Origin of the sequence: Streptomyces sp. NPDC046915 (assembly GCF_040644935.1) — a bacterium.
Lineage (GTDB): Bacteria > Actinomycetota > Actinomycetes > Streptomycetales > Streptomycetaceae > Streptomyces.
Map to the genome: position 1 here is coordinate 217,025 of NZ_JBEYXB010000012.1, position 20,217 is coordinate 237,241.

The 20,217-nt window shown below is 69.2% G+C and carries 17 protein-coding genes; 11 read left to right on the plus strand and 6 right to left on the minus strand.

Going from position 1 to position 20,217, the window contains the following annotated elements:
- Positions 1-13 precede the first annotated feature (13 nt).
- From ABZ915_RS29585 to ABZ915_RS29630, 10 genes are read left to right on the plus strand one after another with little or no spacing between them, the layout of a single operon-like run.
- Positions 14-1,117: an enolase C-terminal domain-like protein gene (locus ABZ915_RS29585; protein ID WP_361809537.1), complete on the plus strand. Its 1,104-nt coding sequence runs from the start codon at positions 14-16 to the stop codon at positions 1,115-1,117.
- Positions 1,118-1,127: 10 nt separating this feature from the next.
- Complete coding sequence (locus ABZ915_RS29590) at positions 1,128-2,705, plus strand: ABC transporter substrate-binding protein (protein WP_361809539.1); 1,578 nt, start codon at positions 1,128-1,130, stop codon at positions 2,703-2,705.
- 10 nt (positions 2,706-2,715) lie between these two features.
- Positions 2,716-3,663 carry an ABC transporter permease gene (locus ABZ915_RS29595; protein ID WP_361809541.1) on the plus strand — a complete coding sequence of 316 codons (948 nt, stop codon included), beginning with the start codon at positions 2,716-2,718 and terminating at the stop codon, positions 3,661-3,663.
- A complete protein-coding gene (locus tag ABZ915_RS29600) occupies positions 3,663-4,529 on the plus strand; it encodes an ABC transporter permease (RefSeq protein WP_361809543.1) in 867 nt (288 codons plus the stop codon). Before ABZ915_RS29595 ends, ABZ915_RS29600 begins: the two co-directional genes overlap by 1 nt.
- Positions 4,526-5,443, plus strand: coding sequence for an SMP-30/gluconolactonase/LRE family protein (locus ABZ915_RS29605; protein ID WP_361809544.1), 918 nt, complete (start codon positions 4,526-4,528; stop codon positions 5,441-5,443). Before ABZ915_RS29600 ends, ABZ915_RS29605 begins: the two co-directional genes overlap by 4 nt.
- On the plus strand, positions 5,440-6,186 hold the full coding sequence (locus tag ABZ915_RS29610; protein ID WP_361809546.1) for an SDR family oxidoreductase: 747 nt from the start codon (positions 5,440-5,442) through the stop codon (positions 6,184-6,186). Before ABZ915_RS29605 ends, ABZ915_RS29610 begins: the two co-directional genes overlap by 4 nt.
- Positions 6,183-8,282 (plus strand): ABC transporter ATP-binding protein, encoded by a 2,100-nt coding sequence (locus tag ABZ915_RS29615; RefSeq protein WP_361809548.1) that lies wholly within the window; start codon positions 6,183-6,185, stop codon positions 8,280-8,282. Before ABZ915_RS29610 ends, ABZ915_RS29615 begins: the two co-directional genes overlap by 4 nt.
- The gene (locus ABZ915_RS29620; RefSeq protein ID WP_361809550.1) at positions 8,279-8,908 is read left to right on the plus strand and encodes a bifunctional 4-hydroxy-2-oxoglutarate aldolase/2-dehydro-3-deoxy-phosphogluconate aldolase; all 630 of its coding nucleotides are present in this window, start codon (positions 8,279-8,281) and stop codon (positions 8,906-8,908) included. Before ABZ915_RS29615 ends, ABZ915_RS29620 begins: the two co-directional genes overlap by 4 nt.
- The gene (locus ABZ915_RS29625; protein WP_361809551.1) at positions 8,905-9,855 is read left to right on the plus strand and encodes a sugar kinase; all 951 of its coding nucleotides are present in this window, start codon (positions 8,905-8,907) and stop codon (positions 9,853-9,855) included. Before ABZ915_RS29620 ends, ABZ915_RS29625 begins: the two co-directional genes overlap by 4 nt.
- The gene (locus ABZ915_RS29630) at positions 9,842-11,104 is read left to right on the plus strand and encodes an ROK family protein (RefSeq protein WP_361809553.1); all 1,263 of its coding nucleotides are present in this window, start codon (positions 9,842-9,844) and stop codon (positions 11,102-11,104) included. The genes ABZ915_RS29625 and ABZ915_RS29630 overlap by 14 nt, the downstream gene beginning before the upstream one ends.
- Positions 11,105-11,130: 26 nt before the next feature.
- On the opposite strand, the gene ABZ915_RS29635 is transcribed toward ABZ915_RS29630, so the two are convergent.
- The 6 genes from ABZ915_RS29635 to ABZ915_RS29660 form a co-directional block, all read right to left on the minus strand.
- Positions 11,131-12,198, minus strand: a complete 1,068-nt coding sequence (locus tag ABZ915_RS29635; RefSeq protein ID WP_361809555.1) for a hypothetical protein — start codon at positions 12,196-12,198, stop codon at positions 11,131-11,133.
- 9 nt (positions 12,199-12,207) lie between these two features.
- On the minus strand, positions 12,208-13,578 hold the full coding sequence (locus tag ABZ915_RS29640; protein ID WP_361809557.1) for a cytochrome P450: 1,371 nt from the start codon (positions 13,576-13,578) through the stop codon (positions 12,208-12,210).
- Positions 13,579-13,668: 90 nt separating this feature from the next.
- Complete coding sequence (locus ABZ915_RS29645) at positions 13,669-15,144, minus strand: sulfatase (protein ID WP_361809559.1); 1,476 nt, start codon at positions 15,142-15,144, stop codon at positions 13,669-13,671.
- Positions 15,145-15,645: 501 nt separating this feature from the next.
- A complete protein-coding gene (locus ABZ915_RS29650) occupies positions 15,646-17,304 on the minus strand; it encodes an alkaline phosphatase family protein (RefSeq protein ID WP_361809561.1) in 1,659 nt (552 codons plus the stop codon).
- Between the two features lie 206 nt (positions 17,305-17,510).
- On the minus strand, positions 17,511-18,254 hold the full coding sequence (locus ABZ915_RS29655; protein ID WP_361809563.1) for a DUF2625 domain-containing protein: 744 nt from the start codon (positions 18,252-18,254) through the stop codon (positions 17,511-17,513).
- A 103-nt stretch (positions 18,255-18,357) separates the two neighbouring features.
- Positions 18,358-18,990 carry a glyoxalase gene (locus ABZ915_RS29660; protein WP_361809565.1) on the minus strand — a complete coding sequence of 211 codons (633 nt, stop codon included), beginning with the start codon at positions 18,988-18,990 and terminating at the stop codon, positions 18,358-18,360.
- A 229-nt stretch (positions 18,991-19,219) separates the two neighbouring features.
- Here ABZ915_RS29660 and ABZ915_RS29665 point away from each other — a divergent pair, with 229 nt between their 5' ends.
- Complete coding sequence (locus tag ABZ915_RS29665) at positions 19,220-20,167, plus strand: hypothetical protein (protein ID WP_361809567.1); 948 nt, start codon at positions 19,220-19,222, stop codon at positions 20,165-20,167.
- Positions 20,168-20,217 lie beyond the last annotated feature (50 nt).

Below are 20,217 nucleotides of genomic sequence, written 5' to 3' on the forward strand. Positions count from 1 at the left end.
AGGGAGGGCGCCAATGAGCCGCACGTTGGAGCTGCTGGAGTCGCACGTCAGCGAACGGACGCAGTGGCATTTCGTGGTCCTCAGGGACGCCGATCACCTCGCGCTGGGCGAGTGCTCCGACTCCGGGCACCCCGCGAAACTGGTGGCCGAGCTGGAACTTCTGGCCCGGCATGTGCGTGGCCGGGATCTGCTGGCCGACCGGGCCGGCCTCGTCGACGTACTCGCGCGGCGGGTCGGCGAGCAGGCGCGGCCGGACGCGTTCGTCACGGCGACGCTCATGGGTGGTCTGGAGCAGTTGCTCATCGATCACGCCGCACAAGCGGCGGGCGAGCCCGTCTGGAAATGGCTCGGCGGTTCAGCTCCAGCACCGGTGCGTCTGTACGCGAACATCAATCGGGTGCCCGGAGGGCGTGCGCCGGGCGATGTGGCGGCGGCAGCGATGAAGGCGGTGGCGGCCGGCTTCTCCGCGGTCAAGTGCGCGCCGTTCGACGTCGCCGACGGAGATCAACCGCTTGCCGTTACCGGTTTGCGTCGGCTTCGTGCGATCCGCGAGGCGGTCGGCGACGAGATCGAGTTGAGGGTGGACTGCCACGAGCGGCTTCCGGTCGAGGAGGTCCACCGCCTTCTGCCGACGCTCGAGGACCTCGGCATCGGCTGGCTGGAGGACGCGGTCGCCATGGACCGGACACGGGACCTTCGCGCGTTGCGGGCCGCGACGACGATCCCGCTGGCCGGCGGCGAGTTGATGTTCGATGCCGCGGAGGCCGACACCGCGGTGTCCGAGGACCTCATCGATGTCTTGATGCCCGATGTGAAACACGCGGGCGGCATGAAGAGGGTGCTGTCCATCGCGCGCAGCGCACCGGAACTCGCCGTCTCGCCGCACAACCCGTCGGGTCCGGTGGCCACCGCGGCCGCCGCCCACCTGTTCGCCGTCTGTCCCAACGCCACGGACCTGGAGTATCAGTTCGGCGAAGCATCCTGGCGGTCCGATCTCGTCGGGGGGCTGGAACGCACAGCGGAGGGTCGCCTTCACCTCGATGACCGTCCAGGTCTCGGTCTGGCCCTCGACACACGGCATCCGAGTCTTCGAGTCCTGTGGTCCACCACCCTTTAAGGGGAGCACCATGTCCATACCCCAGCACCACTTTCAGCGCGCGCTCACGCGCCGCACCGCGTTCATCGTGACCGCAGGCGTGACCTGCCTCGCCCTCGCCGCCTCGGGGTGCAAGTCGGCCGTCGATGACGAGGGCTCGTCCGGGCGCAAGCAGGGAGGCACCCTGAACATCGTCCAGAGTGCCGATATCGCCCCGAACACCTTCCTTTCGCAGAACAACCCGAACTTCTCCGTCATCAGGACGGTGTTCAACACCCTGACTGAGTACGATCACACGACCCTGAAGCCCCGGCCGCAGCTCGCGACCAGCTGGAAGATGTCTCCCGACCACAAGTCGGTCACGCTGAAGTTGCGGGACGGCGTGACCTTCCACTCCGGGCGTCCCTTCACCGCCGACGACGTCATCTTCACCATCAAGGCGATCACGCGGCAGGACGTGCCCTCGCAGTTCAAGCACGTGGCACAGGCGATCACCAGCATGAAGGCCGACGGCGACCACACGCTCACCCTGCGCATGACCGAACCGGTGTCGAACCTGTTCGACCTGTTCGAGGTCATGCCCATCGTGGACAAGGCCACCTTCGACGACCTCCTGGCGGGCAAGAAGTTCGTCGGAACGGGACCGTTCAAGGTCGTCAAGTACACCCCCGGCTCCGGACTTCAGCTCAAGAGGTACGACCACTACTGGAAATCGGGGCACCCGTACCTGGACCGCGTCAACATCAACGTCCAGAGCCAGTCGCAGTCGATGAAGGCCTCCCTCAGGTCCGGTCAGAGCCAGCTGGCCCTCGATCTCGCGCCACTCGACACGGTGTCCCTCAAGGGCGACCCGAACTTCAAGGTCGTCGCCTCCGACGCAGCCGATGCCGCGTACTACATCGGGTCCAACGTGAAGGTCGCGCCGCTGAACAAGCCGCAGTTCCGTCAGGCCATAGCCTGGGCCGTCGATCGCGACCGCATCCTCAAGCAGGTGCTCGCCGGCATCGGGCAGACCAGCTCACTGCCCTGGTCGCCCTCCTCGCCGGCGTTCGACAAGGGCAAGGCCAACACGTATCACCGCGACATCGGCAAGGCCAAACAGCTGATCGCCCAGGCCGGTGCCAAGAACGCATCGGTGAACATCGTCTTCAACTCCGGTCTGCCGACGAACCAGGCCATCGCCGAGATCGTGCAGTTCGACCTGAAGCAGGCCGGGTTGCGAGCGAAGCTCGTGCCCCTTCAGGCAGCCGACTTCTTCGGGAAGCTGTCCGGCGGCGGACTGCCCGGTCTGTTCGTCAACGTCCACGGGTTCGGCCAGCTGAACCCGGCGACCCTGGTCAAGGGCGCGTTCCCGTTCAACGCCGACAAGAACGCCTCCAACTTCGACTCCGGCACCTACCGCACCCTCGCCCAGCAGCTGTGGACCACCACCGGCGGCCACGAGTCCGCTGCCGCCTACGCCAAGATGAACGATTTCCTGCTCGACCAGCAGTTCGTCAACGACCTGGTCGTCAGCTCGCACACGTTCACGATCTCCACCAAGCTCAAGGACCTGAAGTACAACATGTACGACTACCTCGATCTCGACAACGCGTACCTGACGAAGTGAGTACGCGGCCATGTTGCGATACGCCCTCAAGCGACTGCCCTCGGCAGCTCTCGTGCTGGCCGTGGCCTCGGTGCTGGTCTTCTGCGTTCCCCGTCTCGCGGAGGGCGACGCGGCGAACGTCCTGGCCGGGCCGGACGCCACCCCGTCCACGATCGCGGCGGTGCGCCACGACCTCGGCCTGGACCAAAGCGTCCTCGCCCAGTACCTGGAATGGGTCCACGGGATCCTCACGGGTGACCTCGGAACCTCCTACGTCCGTCGGCAGCCGGCGGCCGCGGCCATCGGTGACGCGCTCGGCCAGACCGTCTCACTGACGCTTGCCGCTCTCCTCGTCGCGGTCCTCCTCGGCGGCATCGCCGGCGTGGTCCTCGGCGTCAGCCGCAACCGGGTGCTGACCAAGGTGGCCGGTGCGCTGGTCTCACTCGCCTTCGCGATCCCGCCGTACGTCAGCGGCGTACTCCTGGTCCTGCTCTTCGCCGTGACGAACCGACTGCTGCCCTCGGGCGGCTACGTCCCCCTGGCCCAGGACCCCGGAATCGCCGTCCAGTACCTGCTGATGCCGGCCGTGTGCCTCGGCCTGCCCACCGCCGCGATCCTCGCGCGGTTCCTGTCCGCGTCGATCCGCCAGGTGCAGGACGAGGAGTTCGTCCGCACCGGCCTGGCAAAGGGGCTGCGCACCCGCCGCCTGGTCCAGGCCCACATCATTCCCAATGCGCTTCCCCCGGTCCTGACGGTGCTCGGCATCCAGGTCGGCCAGCTCCTCGGTGGCGCCATCGTGGTCGAGGCGATCTTCGGCTGGCACGGCATCGGTGATCTGCTGGTGGCCTCCGTCCTCAACCGCGACTACGTCCTCGTCCAGGACCTGCTGCTGTTCACCGTCGCCGTGTTCGTCGTGATCCAGACCCTGACCGATCTCGCCCATGCCGCCGTCGACCCGCGCGTCCGCCTGGAGGCGTGATGACCGCCGTAACCGCACCCTCGACCGTCACCGCCCCGATGGAGGCCCAGCGCTCCCGCTGGGCCCGGGCCCTGCGCCGTCCCGAGACGGCCGCCGGGATCACCGTCGTCGCGGTGCTCTTCCTCCTCGGCATCCTCGCCCCCTGGATAGCGCCGTACGGCGTCGACGCCCAGGGCAGCGACAACTTCGCCGGGATCAGCTCGGCGCATCTGCTCGGCACCGACGAATTCGGACGGGACGTCTTCAGCCGTGTCCTCTACGGCATCCGCCAGGACGTCCTCGTCGCCGGTGTCGCGGTGCCCCTCGGTGCCGTCGTGGGCACCGTGCTCGGCCTGGCGTGCGGGCTGCATCGCTTCGTGGACGCCGTCATCCAGCGGATCTTCGACGTGATGCTGGCCTTCACCGCCTTGGTCCTGGGGGTCGCGGTGGCCGCGACCGCCGTCGGCCCCGGCATGACGGCGATCATGGTCACGGTGGTCCTCGTCAACGTCCCGCTGTTCGGGCGGCTGACCCGCTCGGCGCTGCAGTCCCAGCGCAGCCGCGACTACGTCGTCGCCGCCGAGGTCATCGGCGCCGGCCGGGCACGCGTGATCGTGCGGCACATCCTGCCCAACGCCCTCGACTCGCTGATCGTGCAGGCAGCCCTCAGCCTGTCCATGGCCGTGTTCATCGAAGGTGCCATGAGTTTCGTCGGCATCGGCATCCGCCCGCCGGCACCCTCGCTGGGCGCGCTGCTGCGCACCAGCGTCAACTTCCTCAACCAGAATCAGTGGTACGCGCTGGGCCCCATCGTCGTGGTCACCGCACTGGTACTGGGTTTCAACCTGATCGCCGACGGGCTCAACCGGGGGCTGCTGCGCCGATGAACGCACACAAGAACCACGCGAGCACCGCGGCTGCGGCCTCCGACGCGACCGCCATCACCCCCGCCGGTGCCCTGCTCGGCGAGTGTCCGGTCTGGGACGGGGAGAACGGGCGGCTGCTGTGGGTGGACCTGTGGGGTGGCCGGCTCCACGCCACGGACCCCGGCACCGAAACCACCTCGACCATCGAACTGGCGCCACCCCTCTCGGCCGTCTCCCTGACGGAGCACGGGACGCTCGTACTGACCTCGGGGCTGTGCGTCTACGAGAAGACCGAGGACGGCACACGTCACCTCGCCGACGTACCGGACAGCCGGTGCATGCGCGTCAACGACACCGCGGTCGACCCGGCCGGCCGTCTCTGGCTCGGAACGATGGCGCTGCCCCACCGGGCCGGCCAGGCCGGAGCGTTGTGGCGCCTGGACCCGGGCGAGGACACCCCGGTCCGCATGCTCGACGACGTGGCCCTGGCGAACGGAATCGCCTGGTCCCCCGCCGCGGACAGGATGTACTTCGTCGACTCGCTCCGGCAGACCATCACCATGTTTCCGTACGACGTCGGCGACGGCTCCCTCGGCCCGGGTGAGCTCTTCGTGCGGGTCGCCCCTGAGGACGGCATGCCCGACGGGATCGCCGTCGACGCCGACGGTGCCGTGTGGGTCGCGCTCGCCGGCGGTGGCGCCGTGGCCCGCTACTCCCCCACGGGCGAGGTGCAGGAGCGCATCGCGCTGCCGGTCAGGTACCCCACCAGCTGCGCCTTCGGCGGCCCCGGCCTGCGCGACCTGTTCGTCACCTCGGGCTGCCGTCCCGTAGACCCCGACCATCGCACCGCGGAGATCACCCGGGGAGCCGGCTCGCTGTTCCGGGTCGCCACCGGCAGCCGCGGTCTGCCGACCAACAGGATGGTGATCCGATGATGGCCACGCTGGACGGCACCACCAGCATCGTCACCGGCGCGGCGGGCGGGATCGGCCGCGCCATCGCCTCCTGCCTCCACGAACTCGGCAGTCAGGTCGTCGCCGTCGACATCGACGACGCGGTCACCGCCGACGCGCCGTGGCACTCGGTTGTCGGAGACATCACCGACGCCACGGTTCACGACGAGTGCCTGAAGGTCGCGGCGTCCCTGCCCGGCGCGCCCGGAGTACTGGTCAACTGCGCGTTCACCGAGGAACGTGCGGCCCTGCTCGACAGCACCGACAAAGGCTGGGAGCACACCCTGGCCGTCTCCCTCCACGCACCGGTCGCGCTCAGCCGCCGCTTCGTGGCCACCCTGAACTCCCGCCCCGGCTCCATCGTCAACGTCACCTCCGTCCACGCGCACGGGGGCCTGACCGGATTCGGCGCGTACGCCGCGGCCAAGGCGGGACTCACGGCGTTCACCCGCAATGCGGCAGTCGAATGGGGCCCCCTGGGGGTACGGGTCAACGCCGTGGCACCGGGTTTCGTCGCGGTGGAACGCAACGCCCGCATCTGGCGCGACCCCCAGCGGCTGGACGACGTGGTGGCGCACTACCCGCTCCGCCGCGCCGGCCAACCGGCGGAGGTCGCGCGCTGCGTCGCCTTCCTCGCCGGCCCCGATGCCTCGTTCGTCACCGGAGCGGTCCTGCCCGTGGACGGTGGACTGCTCGCCCGGCTTCCGGAGGAAGATCGCTCATGACCGAACCGGTCCTTCAGGTACGAGACCTCACCACCCACTTCACCACCGAACGCGGTGTCGTCCGGGCGGTCGGCGGCGTGTCCTTCGACGTCCAGGCCGGGGAGACGCTCGCCCTGGTCGGCGAGTCCGGCTCGGGCAAGTCCGTGACCGCCATGTCCCTGATGCGCATCGTCAGGTCACCGGGACGCGTCGTGTCCGGTGAGGTGATCTACCACGACCGCGACCTGCTCAAGCTCTCCGACAAGGAGATGCGCGAGGTACGCGGGGCCGGCATCAGCATGATCTTCCAGGATCCGATGTCGTCGCTGAACCCGGTGATGCGCGTACGCGACCAGCTCGTCGAGGCGATGCTCGCGCACGGCAAGTTCACCGGTGCCCAGGCCCGCGCCCGAGCCCTGGAACTGATGGAGCGCGTCGGCATCCCCGATCCCGATGCCAGGCTGGCGGACTACCCCCACGCCTTCTCCGGCGGGATGCGCCAGCGCGTGATGATCGCGATGGCGTTGGCCAACGAGCCGGACGTCATCATCGCCGACGAGCCGACCACGGCGCTCGACGTCACCATCCAGGCGCAGATCCTCGAACTGCTGGCCGAACTCAACCGCGACCTGGGCACGGCCATCGTGCTCATCACCCACAACCTCGGTGTGGTGGCGCGCTCCTGCCAGCGGGTGGCGGTGATGTACGGCGGCCGGATCGTGGAACAGGCGCCGGTGGACGAGCTGTTCGTCCGGCCCCGGCATCCCTACACGCGGGCTCTCCTGGCGGCGACACCGCACCTCGCCACGTCCCGGCGACTGCCTCTGGTGCCGATCGAGGGCCGCCCGCCGAACCTCATCGCGCCCATACCGGGCTGCGCGTACGCACCGCGCTGCGACGCCGCGGTGGAGCGCTGCCACGCCGAGCAGCCTCCCTTCTTCCACCGGGAGGACGGCCGCGGGGAATGGGCCTGCTGGGTCTCCGGTCCGGAGGGTGTGCTCCCGCCACCTCCCCCGGCGGCGCCGGCCGGAGATCCCGTCGCCGAACAGGGCGGCCAGGAACCGCTGTTGAGCGTGCAGGGTCTGGTGAAGACGTTCCCGGTGAAGAGGCGTACCGGATCATTGCGGCGCAGGACCGTCCAGGTCAGCGCGGTCGACGGGATCGACTTCTCGATCGCTCCCGGCGAGACACTCGGGCTGGTGGGCGAGTCGGGGTGCGGGAAGTCGACGCTCGCCAAGGCCCTGTTGGGCATCCACCCGGCCACCTCGGGGGCGATCCGTTTCGACGGCCGGGATGTCGGTGTCCTGCGCGGCGGCGATCTGCGGTGGTACCGCGGCCAGACCCAGTTGGTCTTCCAGGACCCGATGTCGTCGCTCAACCCGCGCCTGACCGTCGCGGACGCCGTGGGGGAACCTCTTGTGATCCATGGGCTCGCCCACGGCAGTGAGGTGAAGCGCCGCGTGGCGGAACTTCTCGAACTGGTGGGACTGGAGGCGGGGGTGGCGTCGCGCTACCCGCACGAGTTCTCCGGCGGCCAGCGGCAGCGCATCGTCATCGCCCGCGCTCTCGCGGTCAACCCGCGGCTGCTGGTGTGCGACGAGGCGGTGGCCGCCCTCGACGTGTCACTTCAGGCACAGATCGTGAACCTGCTCCAGGACCTGCAACGGCGCCTGGGACTGGCCTATCTCTTCATCGGACATGACCTCGCGACCGTCCGGCACATCTCGCACCGGATCATGGTGATGTACCTCGGCCACATCGTCGAGTCCGGGCCCTCCGAGGAGATCACGGCCAACCCACAGCACCCTTACACCGCCAGTCTGCTGTCCGCGGTGCCCGAGCCCGACCCGGTGCGCGAGCGGGCCCGCGAGCGCATCGTGCTGAGCGGTGACGTGCCGAGTCCGATCAACCCCCCGCCCGCCTGCCGGTTCCACACCCGCTGCCCGATCGGCCCCAAGTCCCGCCCGGAACGGACCATCTGTGCCACCGAGCGCCCGCTCCTCACCGAGATCGCGCCCGGCCGGTACGCCGCGTGTCACTTCCCCGGCGAGCTGAGCGCCGGCGGCCTCGGATCGACGCGGACTTCCGCTCTCGCCCCGTCAGGAGAGACGTCATGAAGGCGGCCACCGCCAACCAGGCCATCCGGGACACTCGCCTCGTGGCGATCCTGCGGGGCTCCAGCACCGACCACTTCGTGGCCGCAGCGCAGGTACTCGTCGAGGAAGGCGTCCTGGTGCTGGAGTTTCCCCTCACCAGCCCCGGCGCACTCGACGCCCTGCACCATGCGGTCGAGGCCCTCGACGGCCCGGCGGTGGTCGGCGCCGGCACCGTACGCACGGTCGACGATGCTCGCCGGGCACTCGATGCGGGCGCGCGCTTTCTGGTGTCCCCGAGCCTGTCGGTACCGGTGATCGAATACGCGCGGGCCCACGACGTCGCGGTGCTGCCGGGAACGTTCACTCCCACCGAGATCGCGACGGCACTGGAGTCGGGCGCCGAACTCGTGAAGCTGTTTCCGGCGGCCTCGCACCGACCGGAGTTCCTGCGCCAGCTGCGCGTACCCCTGCCCGACGCCGGCGTCGTACCCACGGGCGGTGTCGGACTCGACACCGCGGCCGCATGGCTGGCCGCCGGCGCGGTCGCCCTGGGAATCGGCTCACCACTGACCGGCGACACGCTGGAGACCGGGGATCTCGCCGAGTTGCGAGTGCGGGCCCGCGCTTGGAAAGCTGCTGTCTCATGACCGTCGACGTGATCACGTACGGCGAGACGATGGGTCTCTTCGAGAGCGAGCGGATCGGGCCGTTGCGGATGGGGGGTTCGATGCGCCTGTCCATGGCCGGAGCCGAAACCACCGTCGCCATCGGGGTCACCCGGCTGGGCGGCAGCGCGGCCTGGGTGGGCGTCGTCGGCGACGACGAGGTCGGCCGGCTCATCCTCAGAACCCTCCGCGCCGAGCAGGTGAACACCGAAGGCGTCGTCATCGACCCCGAGGCGCCCACCGGTCTCCTGCTCAAGGAGCGTCGCAGCGCCGACGTCTCCCGCGTGTCCTACTACCGGCGGCACAGCGCCGGCGCACGGCTCGCTCCGGAGCACGTCCTGCCCGAGCACGTGACTCAGGCACGGATCCTGCATCTGTCGGGCATCACACCGGCCTTGTCCGAGAGCGCCCGTGCGGCGGTGTTTCGCGCACTGGAGCTGGCAGCGCAGGCCGGACGAACCACGTGTGTCGACCTCAACTACCGCTCGGCGCTTTGGACTCCCATGGAGGCCCGGCCGATACTCATGGAACTGATCAAGCGAGCCGACATCGTGCTCGCCACCCAGAAAGAGGCCGCCATCCTGACAAACCTGCCGATGGCCGACCCCTTCGAGGCGGCCACGTCACTCGGTCGTCTGGGGCCCCGGCTCGTCGTCGTCAAGCGCGGCGCCGAGGGCGCCGTGGCCTGGGACGACGGCCGCCTGCACGAGGTGCCGCCACGTCCCGCGCACCTGCTCGACCCGGTGGGCGCGGGCGACTCCTTCGCCGCCGGTCTGCTGGTCGATGTGGCTCGCGGCCGCACGCCTCAAGAGGCACTCGAGACCGCCGCGACGGTCGCCGCCGTCAATGTCGCCTGCCCGGGCGACTGGGAAGGGCTGCCGTCCCGCGCCGAGGTCGACATGCTGCGGGGTGACGATGTACTCCGCTGACACCGACGATCACGAAGCCGCACCGCGCCGTGACGGCGGCCCACTGCCCAGCACGGGGCAGCCGCACGGCAGCGGTCTGGAGAGCTTGCGGCGCCGCAACACGGCGCTCGTCGCCAGGACCCTGCTGCACCGCGGTCCGTCGGCGCGCTCCGAGATCGTCCAGGCCACCGGGCTCAGCGCGACGAGCATGACCAAGATCACCGCGCAGATGGCGCGTGCCCGTGTGCTGGTCGAGCTCACCGCGGTCGCCGGGGGCAACATGGGGCGCCCGCGTGTGCCCGTGGCCCTGGACACCTCCTACTACCGGTTCGTCGGCATCCACATCGGGTTGCGCCGCACGACCGGAGGCCTCCTCGATCTGGCCGGCAACGTCGTCACCGAACATGCCGTCACGCACCGCAGCCGAACGCAGAAGGCGATCCTCAACGAGGCCCGGGAGCTGCGCGACCAGCTCGTCGTTCTGGCCGGAGGGGCGGATCGCGTCCTGGGCACCGGGGTGGCCACCGGAGGACGGGTGGACCCGCACAAGGGTGTCGTCGTCGACCACCCCCTGCTCGGCTGGAAGAACGTCCGTCTCGCGGACGAGCTGGGCACAGGTGAGGGCCCCGTCTTCGTCGACAGCAGCGTGCGCGCGATGGCGCTGGCCGAGACCTACCTCGGTGCCGCACGGCACGCCGGCTCCTCGATCTTCCTGTTCATCGGCAACATCGTGGGCGCCGGCCTGATGGTCGACGGACGTCTCCGGCTCGGTCACGACGCCGCGGCAGGAACCCTCGACCACCTCCCGCTCGGACACACCGCGCGGGGAACGCCGTGCCGCTGCGGACGCACCGACTGTCTCGCAGCGCTGGCCAGCGACGTCGCCGTACTCGGACGCGCGCGCCAGGCCGGCGTGGTGCCGTCACACGCGTCCTTCGAGTCACTCGTCGCCAAGTCCCACGCCGGCAGCGCAGAGGCTGCGGCACTGCTCGAAGAAAGGGCGGAGTACGTCGGCATCGCCGCCGGCATCCTGCTGGACCTCATGGATCCCGACCTGCTCGTCCTCGGCGGCGGTCTGCTGCAGACCCCGGAACATCTCGACGCCCTCCGCGCCGCGGCCGCCGCCCGGCTCAGCCGCCCCGAGGCGGCCGAACGCATCGTGCCCACCGGACTGGGAGAGGGGTCCCTCGTCCGAGGATCGGGCAGCCTGCCCCTGCACGCCTTCTTCTCCGATCCCGTGCCGATGCTGCGGACCCCGATCGGCGGTTGACCGGGCTGAGGGAAGCCCGCCCGCCCTCAGCGCCCGGCCGGCTCCCGGTCGTCCCACCACCAGGCGATGGCGGGGATCGGCGGCGCGGTCGGCAGGGCGTCGGACGGAGCCTCCGCCCACGGCGACACCACCGGCTCGGCCGCGCTGTCATCGTGGTAGCGGGGCACCCGTACGCTCCATTCGAGGTTGCCCCGGATGAGATGGTCCAGCTGGCTCAGGTGACGGCGCACCGCGGCGGTCGCGGTCGGCTCGATCTCCTCGCGCAGGGTCAGGTAGCGGCACATCACGCGGTCGTGCAGCGCCACCACTTCCCGTACCGCCTGCTCGGTGGTGCAGTCGCGTTCGTGCTGGAGCACGCCGACGAAGTTGGACTCCAGGACATCGTGCTCGGTCTCCCGGTTCAGCGAGAACAGGTCGTTGCCGATCGTGACCAGCATGTTCGCCGCCTGCGTCACGGCCCGCACGGCCGGGGACTCCCGCTCCGCGTCCGGTAGGCAGGTGCCCTCGGCCAGCTCGATGAGGGAGCCGGTGAGGTTCATCGCCCGGTCCCGGGGGCCGAGGTTCACGTACTCCGACAGCGACGGCATGGCGCCCGCGACCCGGTGGGCGGTCAGGCAGGCCACCGCGAAGAACCATTCCATGTTGCCCTCCACCCAGCGACGCACCACCCTGGCGGGTGCGCTCGACCGTGCGCGGGTGGAGAGGTCGCGGAACCCGATGGAGAACGGGTCGTCACCGACGGGGCCCTCCGGGTGGTCCAGGTGCGGCATCAGCCGCATCATGAGCGGGATCAGCGCTTCCGGCCGGTCGACCAGTGGGCCCGCGTCGAAGCGGTGGTCGTCGATGGCGAATCCCAGATGGGTCCAGTCCGAGACGATCTGAAGTCGGTGTCGGTCGCCGTGCGGGGCGATCCGGCACACCCACTCGGCGGCCCTGGCCCGCACCATCTGTTCACGCATGCCGTCGTGGGTGAACAGGCCGAGCCCGGCGAGCCAGTCGATGCTGCGCCGGCCGATCTCCGCCGCGTCGGGGTGCATGGCCGAGGGCAGCGGGCAGTACAGCGGCGGAACGGTAGGACGGGTCGGCGCGGTCACCGTGCCCCCTCAGGCGTCGGAGGGCGTGCGGGGGGTCATGACGACCCGGTCCGGGTGGATCGTCACTCGGGGCACCATGCGCGGGACGACTCCGGATTCGGAGACCAGCGCCCAGCGTTTGGCGATCTCGGCCAGGATGATGGTCATCTCGCTCCATGCGAAGTTCTCCCCGATGCACTGCCGCCCCCCACTGCCGAAGGGCTGGTAGGCGTGGCGGGGGATCGAGGCGCTCTGCTCCGGCGACCAGCGATCCGGGTCGAAGCGGGCCGGTTCCGGGTAGACCACCGGGTCGCGGTGTATGACGAACGGGCTGAACACCACCGTCGCGCCCTGCGGTATGGCGTAGCCGCCCAGCTCGGCGGGCTCGTTGACGGTGCGTGTCAGAAGCCAGGCCGGCCCGTAGACGCGCATGGTCTCGTGCACCACCTGGCGGGTGTAGACCAGCGACGGCAGGTCCGTTCCGCGCAGGGCGCGGCCGGGTGCGGCCTCCTCGACCTCGGCGCGCAGACGGTCCCGCACGCCGGGACTGCGGTCGATCTCGTGCAGGGCCCAGAGCACCGTTGCGGTGGAGGCTTGGCCGTTGGTGGTCACGAACGTGATCACCTCGTCCTCCAGCTGTCTCCGGCTCATCTCCGCGTCCAGCAGCACGTCCAGCAAGCCGGCCGCAGACCTGCCCTCGCTGGAGCCGGCGTCACCCCGGCTGCGCTGGTGCTCGTCGACGAGGTCGCCGATGGCGGCACGAAGCTCGGTGAGACTGCGCCGGTAGCGCCGCTGGGTGGGGGTGGGGACGTCGCCGATCCACGCGGGCAGCACGGTCTGCCGGATCGTACCGGCCATGACGTCGGGCAGGACACGCTGGAACCGCTGCCGCACCGCGGTCGACGGTTCGGTACCCAGCAACGCGGCCAGGAACACCGACAGCGTGAGCTCCTGCATGTCGTTGTCGAGTTCGCGTGCGATGCCCTCGGGCCAGGCCGCCACGACCGAACGCGCCACATCGAACATGACATCGCCGCGCTCGGCGATGGACGAGCGGTTGAACATCGGCTGCATCAGCCTGCGCTGCGTGCGGTGTGCATCGCCGTCGGGCACGGTGGCCAGGCCGTTGCCCGCGAAACGGCTGAGCGCCTCGATGAGCCGGCCGCCCTTTCCGAAGGAGCGGGACCGCGAGGTCAGCATCTCGGTGGTCAATTCGCCGTCGGTGACGACGTAGACGGTGAGACGGCCGAGTCGGATCCGGACAACCGGTCCATGGTCCCGGAGGGAGTCCATGAACTCCAACGGCCGTCGGAGCAAAGGGATCACGTGGCCGAGCAGGGGCAGCCCGCCGGGCACGGGAGACGGGATGGACACGGGGATCACGAACGTTCCTGTCTTCATCGCTGAATTCGCAGGCATCATCGACGTCGTCTCCAGGCAGACCGCCACAGGAGAATTCAAAGAGGAGGCAAGCCACTCATCCCTGTCGTTCTAGGTGCGGGGCCGGGACGCGGTGCGGCAGCTTGCCCCTTTGCAGCTTCGAAGCGCCGTAAGAGTCTGGTGCAGTGACGCACGCTGTTCGTTCGGGAGAGAGGCTGCCCGATTGTTCAGCTCGTCGGGATCCGAGGTCGTCGAATAGAATTCGCTCTCCCCGTCGGCGTATTCGACATAGAGGGCGTCAGCGGTCCGAAGGGCCTCGTAGTCCGGTGGGTCGCCGCTGTTGTCGGATGCCGCGTCGGGATCACCGTTCTTGGACGCCGCGCGATGGTGCTCGACGAGCAGGGCCTGACGCCAGTCCTCCTCGGTGCGGCCGTGCATGAGGCCGGCGAGACTGCGCCCGTCCACGGTGGACGGCGGCTTGACGCCCGCGAGTTCCTGGAAGGTCGGGTTCATGTCGATGTTCTCGGCAAGCTGCGAAACATGCCGGCCGGCCGGAACACCTGGTCCGGTGACCATCATCGGCACCTTGATGTCGGTGTCGTATGCGGTCTGCTTCCCTGGCCTGAGCCGGTGTTCGCCCATGTGGAAGCCGTTGTCCGACCCGAAGACGATATAGGTGTCGCCTGCCAGGCCCTGCGCCTCGAGCGTGTTCTCCAGGCGGCCGATCATCATGTCGACGGCCTGTACGGAACGCACCCGCTTGGCGAACTTTTCGTCGATGTCCTGCTGTTCCTTGGACGTCAGCGGTGACAGCGCCTGCTGCCACTTCGGGGCATTGAGGGTCGCCTTGTCGTAGGCGTCCGTGCGGGGGGCGGTGAGCCCTGGGTACGTGTTCTCATCACGCGGAGCAGGTGTGAACGGGCCGTGCGGTGCGAAGGTCGCCACCTCCAGCATGAACGGCTTGCCCGACTTCGCCGAGGAGCGGATGAAGGATGTCGCCTTCTTCGACAGCACGTCCGTCAGGTAGTCCCGGGGCTCGTGCCCGTAGCGCACGACCCTGCCGTTCTCGTTCAGGTTGTAGTTGAACTCGGGGTATCCGTCACCGGCGACGTCCCACTCGTCCCAGCCGGGGGGAACATAGGGCTTGGACGTACCGTGTCGATCGCCCGGCTGATACCCGTTCAGGTACTTCCCCATGAACCCGGTTCGGTAGCCGGCCCGCTGCAACGCGGGTCCGAAACTCTTCTGTTCGTCGTTGTTCCTCATGAAGGCGCCGTAACCGCCGTCGTTCCCGTTGTTGGTGAAGACCCCCGTGTTGTGCGGGTACTGGCCGGTGAAGATGGACGAACGCGACGGACAGCACAGCGAGTCGGTGACGAAGAAGTTCGTGAAGGTCGTCCCGTTCTCCTCCATCTGGCGTACGTGCGGCATGTACTTCACGAGATTCCACGCCAAGTCGTCGGTGAGGACGTACACCACGTTGGGCCCATTCGCGGAACTCGAGCCACGGGCGCCGGCAGAGTGATCGCCGTCGGCCGTGTTCCCCCCTCTCGTGCAAGAGGCCAGCAATACCCCGGCCAGGACCACGCAGAGGGCGGTCAGGACCTTTCGTGGGTGACGACTGTCGAGCATGCGACAGAACCTCCCGTGCTTTACGTTCATCATTCGGGGCGCCCGTCGGATCAGAAGTCGAGAGTGGACGCACTCCCCGGTCAGTACATGGATGCGCGGCCGCGGCGCTGGACCCCGCGCTGCGGGGGAGGCAGGCGGGGCCCAGTGCCCGGGGGCGCGTCACCGATGTCCGCGGCGTGGAGCGACCCCCCGCACCGGCGCCTCCATCGCATCCTGCCGACAGGCCGGATGCTCCCCGGCAGGCACCGGTTCTGTGGAATTTCCACGTCGATAACGTAGTGGCTCGCCGGACAGCTTGGCCGGATTCATTAATTAGTCCGGGTGCTGGCGCATTTAATCCGGCCCTGCGGGTCCCTGCGAACAAAGCACGTACGCGAGGCCTCCGTATGGGTGGCGGGTCCGCCGGAGGGGCGTACCCGCCATGGGGAGGTTCGTCTCAGGGCGACAGCGATGCTGTCAGCGAGTGGGCAGTGCCCGGGTGTGCTCGATGCGTACGGCGTCCAGGGCCTGGGGGTTGAGGCCGAGCAGCCGCAGGATCGTCGGGGCGATCTGCGTGGTCTCCACGGTGTCGTCGACGCGTGCGCCGTGCGGGGCGGCGGCGCCGGAGACGATGAGCGGGACGGCCAGGTCGTCGGCGTGGGCGCCGCCGTGTTCGGCGATCTTGCCCTTGCCGCCGGTGTAGACGACACCGTACTGCGTGATGCCGACCAGGTCGGGCACGCGCGAGTCGCCCGGGCGGACGTGGAAGTACCGGGCAGCGGCCGCACCGGCGTACAGCTTCTCGAGGCCGCTCGCGGTGAAGGGCTTGTCCTCACCGCCGATGCCGTTGCCCTTGCCGGACCGGGCGAGCAGGTAGGCCTTGGCGAAGTCGGTGGCGGCCTTCGACCGGTCGGTGAGCCAGATGAGCATGGCGTCGTCGTCCACGGCGTGCGCGACCAGGTCACCGGCGCCCGGGTGGGCGGCCTTCCACGCGGCGTTGAGGCCGTCCAGCAGAGGGCCGTCGTCGATGCGGGTCAGTGCCTTGGGGTCGGTCGGCGACTGGCCGTGCTTGGCCGACAGGATGACCGTCGTGCTGCCGTCCAGGTGACGCTTGTGCAGTTCGGTGAGGAACGCCCCGACCTCCTCGTCGACGAAGGCGAGGTTCTTCGCCAGCAGCGGACCAGGTACGCCCTTTGTCTGGTAACCGCCCGTCAGCCCGTCGGAGGTGGGCAGCTTCTGGGCGGTCGAGACGGACTGGAAGTTCATGCCGAAGACCGCCGGGGTGCCGACCTTGTGGGTGCGGCTGTGGTCGAAGCCGTCGATTTCGTTGAGGACGGCCTGCACCTTGTAGCCGTCGTACTGCTCGGTCGCGGCGTTGTCCTTCGTCCAGTCCGAGCCCGACGCGTAACCGATCGCCTGGCTGTTGATCTCGGGGGCGAACAGGTCCTGGATACCGGTGCCGGACGGGCCGTTCAGTATCTCGTACGCGAGGTGCTTGTCGGACCACGCGGTCCGCAACCCGGCCTTCCGGGCCACGTCGAAGACCGAGTTCACCTTCAGGTACGAGTGGGGGTAGACCGGCTTGCAGGTCTTCGGGTCGACCGGCAGCTTCGACGGGTCGATGAGGCCGCGGGCGTCGCCGGTCATCTTGAGGATGCTGCCGGGCAGGCCGCTCAGGCCCTGGCCCGCGTCGAGGGAGTTCTTGTCCTTGTCGAGGTCCTCGGTGAGGTCGACCTCGGCGCCCCGCTTGGCGCCGGCGCAGGCGGTCGTGCCGGCCGGGAGGAGGCCGGAGGTGTAGGTGTCGTCGTAGTAGACGCCCGTGGTACCCGGGTTGCCACCCGTGACCTGGCCGACCATGCCGGGGAACGAGTCGGAGGGGACGGTGGTTCTGGCGTGGGTGTACTCCACGCCACCGGTGGTGAGCCGCGCGAGCGCCGACCGGGGGTGGCCGGCGATGTACCAGGCCAGGTCGGACTGGTGCAGGCCGTCGATGGACAGCAGCAGGACGTGCCGGGCATCGGTGCGTGCGTGCGCCGACGCCGGCGTGGTGACCGTCGCGGTGAGGGCACCCACGGCCGCGAGCGCGGCGGCCACTGCGGTGACGGTACGGGCGGACGGCAGGGGGCGGGGAACCATGCGTTCTCCTCGGGCTGTACGGGGCTTGAAGAAGCCTGTGAACCGTGCACCCACATCCGAGGGGGAGAACGTGTACGGAAGCGGACTTTCGTACTGTGTCCTGCCAAAGAAACGCACGGGTGCACGCAAAGACAGCGAGTTCCGTGCGGGGGGCTCCTCCGTAGAGAGGGCTGGTCTGCCACCGCCGACTGGACGGGGCGGCCGATTCACACGGCGCCGAGAAAGCCCGGATCAACGCCATCGAACTGTCGGCATGAGTCCCGCGCGACATCGAGCAGCTCTCTCATCGGCACGACGCGACGGCTGGTCGCGGGGATGTCCTGGCCAGCCTCGGCAGACCACAACGGCGGGAAGAATGCGAGGCCCTGATTGCTGTTCAGTGCCCGGATCTCCTCCTTCCAGCCGGGCCAGCGCAGACCGGCGTAGAACTCATCGAGTGCCCCGGACACCAGCCAGGCCAGCCACGTCGAGTGACCGACGCCCAGAGCCTCCCAGCGAAGGGAATCCGGGGCGAAGTAGACAACCTCGCCAGGAGCGCCGGGACGGGCGGCACCGGCGGGAGCGCCGCTGTCGAGAGCGGCGCCGTTGAGAGCGAAGACGCCGCCCAGTACGTCATGTGCCACCACCAAGCCGGTCTCCGGCTGCCACGTTGGGTCGAACGTTCCAGGGAACTGATTGATACCGGCCAGGCCCGGCACCCCGTGCGCAGCCCCACTCGCGGGACTGCCGAAGACCCGCAGCCATCCGTCGTCCACCAGCAGACCGCCGCAGTGCAGCACCACCGCACCCAGGTACGACCTGACCGTGACCCTCAGCTGAAGAATCGACGCCCTACCCAGATCGCTGTCGGGTGGAAGCACCTCGACAGACACCGGACTTGCATCAAGTGTCTCCCTGAGTTCCGGCCAGGCCGGTTCCTCGACGTCGATCAGCTGGCTCAACTCACGCATGCCCGCATCGTCGCACCTGTACCGTGCGTCGCGACCAGCATGGCGCTTCGGCGAACCACCCGCCCATCGAGTTGACCTCTTGATCCAAGCGCCTGCTCCCCGCTCAGACCGTGGCGGTCACTGGGGCAGTGGCCTCCCAGGGGAAACCGTCCGGGTCGCTGCACGGGCCCGCAGCGCCGGCGAGCACGAGACGGTGCGATCCGGTGCCCTCGGCGGGGACACCCACGTCCTTGGCAAGGGCACGGCGCTTGTACAGAGCGAGCTTGACATGGCCCGAGTCCGTGGCGAACTCGACGTACTTGCTGCCGAAGCTCTTGCCCACCTTCAGGCCCCGATCGGCGTAGAACTGCTTGCTGGCCTTGACGTCCTCGACGCCCAGCAGGAGCACAAGGTCCTCGAAGTCCCGGGTGACCGGGCCGGTGTCCTTCTTCGCCGACGTCGCGATCTTCACGATCGTGCCGTCCGGTGCCTGGACCACCCCGCCATAGCCCCATAGCGACTTCGAGGCGGTCTTCAGGCTGGTGGCGCCGGCTTGGAGGGCAGCCTCGATGAGGGCATCGACGTTGCCCGGCTGGGACACCACCAGCGACAGCGTGAACCCGCGGAAGCCGGTCGTGGGGTCCTCGGTGGCGCGCAGACGCACGTGCGAGGAGTCCGGCCCGAGGACGGTTGAGTAGAAGCGGGTGGCAGCCGTGAGGTCGGCCACCTCCAAGATGACAGCAGCGATGGAGTTCATGCCTTCAACGGTAGGGACGGCCGGGTGCTCGGCGCTTCTCGAAAACTGACCGGTTTGTGGGGTGCCGAGCACGACGCGTCCGCACCGCATCGCATGTGACAGCACTGTACGGAACATGTCACAGGGCTCGTACGCTTAGATGCCGCCGCTTCCCCAATGCCCCATCGGGTGGGATGTTTACCGGCCGGAGCGGCCCGCAACAGGCCGCAGGGGGACAGGGGTGGACATCGTGATCCGGAGAACCGGCAGGACCGGCACAGACGGCACGCCGCAGCACCGCTGGGCGGCGGCGACCGCCGCGGCGCTCGCCGTGGCCGTACCACTGGCCATCGGCACCGCAGGGGACGCCGGGGCGGCGGAAGACCACCCGATCGTCTTCGCCCGCTACACCGCGGCAGCGCCCGTCGAGGACCTTTACGCGATCTCCTCCAGTGGCGGCACGCCCGTCAAGCTCACGCACACCTCCACCGTCAGCGACGTGATGCCCAGTTGGTCCCCGGACGGCAAGCGGGTGGCCTTCGTCCGCTACGGATCCGGTGGCGCCATCGACGGTATCTGGACCATGAAGATTACGGGCGGCGACCTGAAGGCCGTCCCCGGCACCAAGGGCGCCTCGGACCCGGCGTGGTCCCCGGACGGCAAGCGGATCGCCTACGCCAAGCCGGTCGGCAGCCAGCGCGAGATCTATGTGGCCGACATCGACGGCACCCCCGCCACCCGGCTCACCCACACCGCGGCGGACGACCTCCATCCGACGTGGTCCCCGGACGGCAAGTACCTGGCGTTCAACCGCGCGGACGCGGGCGGACACAGCAGGGTGATGCGGATCCGGCTGTCCACCCTGGCCCAGACGGCGCTCACCGCGTCCGGCTCCCACGACTGGACACCCGACTGGTCGCACAGCAACCGGATCGCCTTCAGCCGCGTGGACTCCTCAGGCTTCGCCCACCTCTACCTCGTCCGCCCCGACGGCACCGGGCTGCACCGCATCACCAAGGCCCGCCTCAACGACAAGAACCCCTCGTGGTCCCCGGACGGCAACCGCCTGGTCTTCACCCGAGGCGGTACCGACGACGCTGACCCCGAACACCTCTACCTGATACGGGCCGACGGCACCGGACTGACCCAGCTCACCAAGACCGACTCCCATGATCTGGAGGCTGACTGGCGCCCGTAACGAGCCAGTCAGCGGTCGGTCAGCCGACCTGGGGTCGGTCCCCCTCTCCT

Bases quoted from the DNA above. Each gene is read 5' to 3' on its own strand.
- ABZ915_RS29615 (WP_361809548.1), top strand. From the start codon at position 6,183: ATGACCGAACCGGTCCTTCAGGTACGAGACCTCACCACCCACTTCACC.
- ABZ915_RS29630 (WP_361809553.1), top strand. From the start codon at position 9,842: ATGTACTCCGCTGACACCGACGATCACGAAGCCGCACCGCGCCGTGAC.
- ABZ915_RS29650 (WP_361809561.1), bottom strand. From the start codon at position 17,304: ATGGTTCCCCGCCCCCTGCCGTCCGCCCGTACCGTCACCGCAGTGGCC.
- ABZ915_RS29610 (WP_361809546.1), top strand. From the start codon at position 5,440: ATGATGGCCACGCTGGACGGCACCACCAGCATCGTCACCGGCGCGGCG.
- ABZ915_RS29595 (WP_361809541.1), top strand. From the start codon at position 2,716: ATGTTGCGATACGCCCTCAAGCGACTGCCCTCGGCAGCTCTCGTGCTG.
- ABZ915_RS29600 (WP_361809543.1), top strand. From the start codon at position 3,663: ATGACCGCCGTAACCGCACCCTCGACCGTCACCGCCCCGATGGAGGCC.
- ABZ915_RS29660 (WP_361809565.1), bottom strand. From the start codon at position 18,990: ATGAACTCCATCGCTGCTGTCATCTTGGAGGTGGCCGACCTCACGGCT.
- ABZ915_RS29625 (WP_361809551.1), top strand. From the start codon at position 8,905: ATGACCGTCGACGTGATCACGTACGGCGAGACGATGGGTCTCTTCGAG.
- ABZ915_RS29640 (WP_361809557.1), bottom strand. From the start codon at position 13,578: ATGAAGACAGGAACGTTCGTGATCCCCGTGTCCATCCCGTCTCCCGTG.
- ABZ915_RS29655 (WP_361809563.1), bottom strand. From the start codon at position 18,254: ATGCGTGAGTTGAGCCAGCTGATCGACGTCGAGGAACCGGCCTGGCCG.
- ABZ915_RS29620 (WP_361809550.1), top strand. From the start codon at position 8,279: ATGAAGGCGGCCACCGCCAACCAGGCCATCCGGGACACTCGCCTCGTG.
- ABZ915_RS29605 (WP_361809544.1), top strand. From the start codon at position 4,526: ATGAACGCACACAAGAACCACGCGAGCACCGCGGCTGCGGCCTCCGAC.
- ABZ915_RS29585 (WP_361809537.1), top strand. From the start codon at position 14: ATGAGCCGCACGTTGGAGCTGCTGGAGTCGCACGTCAGCGAACGGACG.
- ABZ915_RS29590 (WP_361809539.1), top strand. From the start codon at position 1,128: ATGTCCATACCCCAGCACCACTTTCAGCGCGCGCTCACGCGCCGCACC.